Genomic DNA, 2,945 nt, shown 5'->3' with positions numbered 1-2,945 from the left:
AATCTAAAATCTAAAATCTAAAATCTAAAATCTAAAATCTAAAATCTAAAATCTAAAATCTAAAATCTAAAATCGATCGACTGATTACTAATTACTGATAAATCTAATTGTCGTCATCCGATTGTATAAATCTGGGGCGGTGCGAATAATTTTTCTCAGAAGTTCATCCGTCACCCAAAAGACGAGGGGAAAGGAAAATTTTTTGCTGAATTCGCTGCATAATAGGTTGGTAGAAACGAGCAATCGATCGATCGGCTCCACTGATTCCAAACCGAGGAGCATTAAAGCTGGAGGCTGTTCCCCGTCTATTTCCGCTGCGATTGTCGTGTAGAGAGTTGTCGCTGATTTGGGCAAAAACAGTTGTCGCGGTTTCACGGGACAATTTACTTGCAGTCGATCGACTATTTGCTGCCGCAAAGCCAGCGAGTTGCAGTTTACTAAAACGAAAGAAAAGTAACCTTGGGAAAGACGGAGAGCCCGAATTAAAGTTGAGAACGACCGCTCGTTATATTTAGCTGAGTCGTACTTAGCTGCATCGTCTTTGGCTGTATTTTCTGAGCTTTGCTCTATCAACATAAATTGCATATTTTTTATCTAGTTTTAGAGATTTTCTAGATTAAATGATGTTTCTAAAGAAAATGTGAAGATCTGAAATTTATTTTTCATTGAAAAACATTTCGGTAACTATACCACGGTTTTAAGTTAATATCAATAGTCCGATCGAAATAGTCCGATCGACATATTTGGCTTGAACCACTCAAAAAGCACCTGCGACGGCACAACACAAGTATAGCCACGGGAAAACGAAGAAGCATATTTCGCAAGGGTTTCAGCAATTAATAACGTTCTAAATATCTGGCACAAGTGCTAGATAAAATGTAATTAAAAATACCAAAAAATCACCCGAAATTCTCAGCCAGCGGCAAAGTAAACCAAAAACTTGCCCCAGCACCGGGAGTGCTAATTACCCCTATTTGGCCACCGTGAGCACCAATAATTTGCCGACAAAGATATAGACCCAAACCCAAACCAACGGAGTGTCGGGACTGATCACCCCTAACGTAAAGGTCAAAAAGATGTTCGCACTGTTCCGGCAATATTCCCGCCCCGTCATCTTCCACGGTACAGTAAATCATCCTACTTCCGGGATTGGGGATTGGTGATTGGGGATGGGTAATGGGGGATTGTGGATTGGTAATCGGTAATTTGTCTATTTTTTGTTTTGCTGTGCTTTGATTTCTAGTTAATTTTTCCGCATTGATTACTTGAGCCGAAACTGTTAAATTTAGTCCCGGAAAATTGTGTTTCAAAGCATTAGCTATTAAATTAGAAAACACACGCCACAACTGAGTTTTGTCGGCATTCACGGCTGGCAAATCACCCGATACCAAATTTTTAAAAGTAGCTTTACCCTCCTTCATTAAAGGCTCTAAATCTGTCGCAGCAGCTTCAACTATCGCCCTCAAATTAACTGATTCGCAGTGCAAAACCAAACCACGCAATTCCCCGGCGTGAACTTCCAACAGCGAATTTATCAAGCGCAATTGCTGCTCGCTACCTTGAATCATCCGCTCCAAAATAGAACGGGGAATTGCGATCGAATCCCCAGGTTTCGTCTGCCAATTTTTCAGCACCATTAACATTCCCGCTACCGGGTTTCGCAAGTCGTGAGAAAGAGCGTGGATAAACAGCCGCAGCGATTCTTGTGCCTGTTTGCGCTGCGTGATATCCTCAATTAAACCCTCATAATAAAGCACGGCGCCGCTGCTGTCCCGTACCGCCCGCGCCTTCTCAGAAATCCAGACAATACTGCCGTCACAGCGGTAAATTTTAGATTCAAAATCCGATACTGTGCCGCTTTCCTCGATCGATCGCAAAAACTCATTTCTGCGAGACGGATCGACATACAACTGCCGCTCAATATCAGTAAACTTTGCCGTCACTTCTTCCGGGGAATCGCAGCCGTAAATCCGCGCCAAAGCTGGATTGGCAGTAATATAACGACCATCGGGAGTGCTTTGAAAAATCCCCTCGCCCGCATTCTCAAAAATGCTGCGGTACTTCGCCTCCGCTACCTCCAACTGCTGGTAAGCAGATTCCAACTCACGCCTAGTACTAAACTCTTTCCGTTGCAGACATTCGTACCAATAAACCGACAAATCGCAAATCAAACAAATCCAAAACAAATATAAGTACAACCCGGTCAACTTAAAAGGAGTATACTTAGCAAAACTTAGATTTAAAACCAAATTTATCCCGACGTGGCAACACAAAACGCCGAGTTGAGAAATCAGGTGGAGACGCCAGCGGACGGGCATCAGCGTAGCTTGGATCAGGAACGCTAAAATCCAGGTAAAAATTGGTAATTCCCCGGCTTGTGCGACAGCTAGGCCAACCTGTACAACTACCGTCAGCGACCAGGAAAAACCCAAAAATAGCAAACCGGGATAGCGCTGTCCGAAGGATGTTTTTTGCAACACAAAACAGGTCAACAAACCCAACTCTACAGCAGCGCTCGTATACAAATAAACACTTTTAAACTCCTGGCGAGCGAAGAATCTTTCGCCCAGAAAATAGATCGTTATTGTGAAGGCAAAAAAGATGGCAATTCCGACAGCAGGGCGCAGCCGATCTCGGAGGAAGCGATCGCGCCACACCTCGTAAACCGTTAACGCCTGAACAGATTTTGCCTTGCCCAAAGAGTTCATACCATTTTAGATTTGAGATTTGAGATTTGAGATTGAGAAAGAGGCCTCGTCCGAGTTGACAGCAGGTAGCGAAAACCAGAAAGTCGAGCCACCGCCGGGAGTGCTTTCGACGCCAATTTCGCCGCCGTGAGCTTTGATAATTTGCTTGGAGAGGTACAAGCCCAAACCCAGCCCTGTTAATTGTCGGCTATTAGGGTCTTGAACGTAAAGTTCAAACAAAGATTCCCGCTGTTTGGC

At 43.9% G+C, this 2,945-nt stretch carries 3 protein-coding genes; all 3 read right to left on the bottom strand.

Annotated features, from left to right (window positions below):
- Positions 1-87: 87 nt before the first annotated feature.
- Positions 88-576 (bottom strand): hypothetical protein, encoded by a 489-nt coding sequence (locus tag QT979_RS22730; protein ID WP_333311765.1) that lies wholly within the window; start codon positions 574-576, stop codon positions 88-90.
- A 323-nt stretch (positions 577-899) separates the two neighbouring features.
- On the bottom strand, positions 900-2,708 hold the full coding sequence (locus QT979_RS22725; RefSeq protein ID WP_333311764.1) for a PAS domain-containing sensor histidine kinase: 1,809 nt from the start codon (positions 2,706-2,708) through the stop codon (positions 900-902).
- A 6-nt stretch (positions 2,709-2,714) separates the two neighbouring features.
- On the bottom strand, positions 2,715-2,945 hold a 231-nt coding region (locus tag QT979_RS22720), incomplete at its 5' end, for an ATP-binding protein (protein ID WP_333311763.1).

The sequence above is a fragment of the Microcoleus sp. w2-18bC1 genome, from assembly GCF_036700365.1.
In the GTDB taxonomy this organism is placed as follows: Bacteria; Cyanobacteriota; Cyanobacteriia; order Cyanobacteriales; family Microcoleaceae; genus Microcoleus.
The sequence above is the reverse complement of the archived record's forward strand: the minus strand, read 5'-3'. Positions and strand labels throughout refer to the sequence as shown.

Bases quoted from the DNA above. Each gene is read 5' to 3' on its own strand.
- QT979_RS22725 (WP_333311764.1), bottom strand. From the start codon at position 2,708: ATGAACTCTTTGGGCAAGGCAAAATCTGTTCAGGCGTTAACGGTTTAC.
- QT979_RS22730 (WP_333311765.1), bottom strand. From the start codon at position 576: ATGTTGATAGAGCAAAGCTCAGAAAATACAGCCAAAGACGATGCAGCT.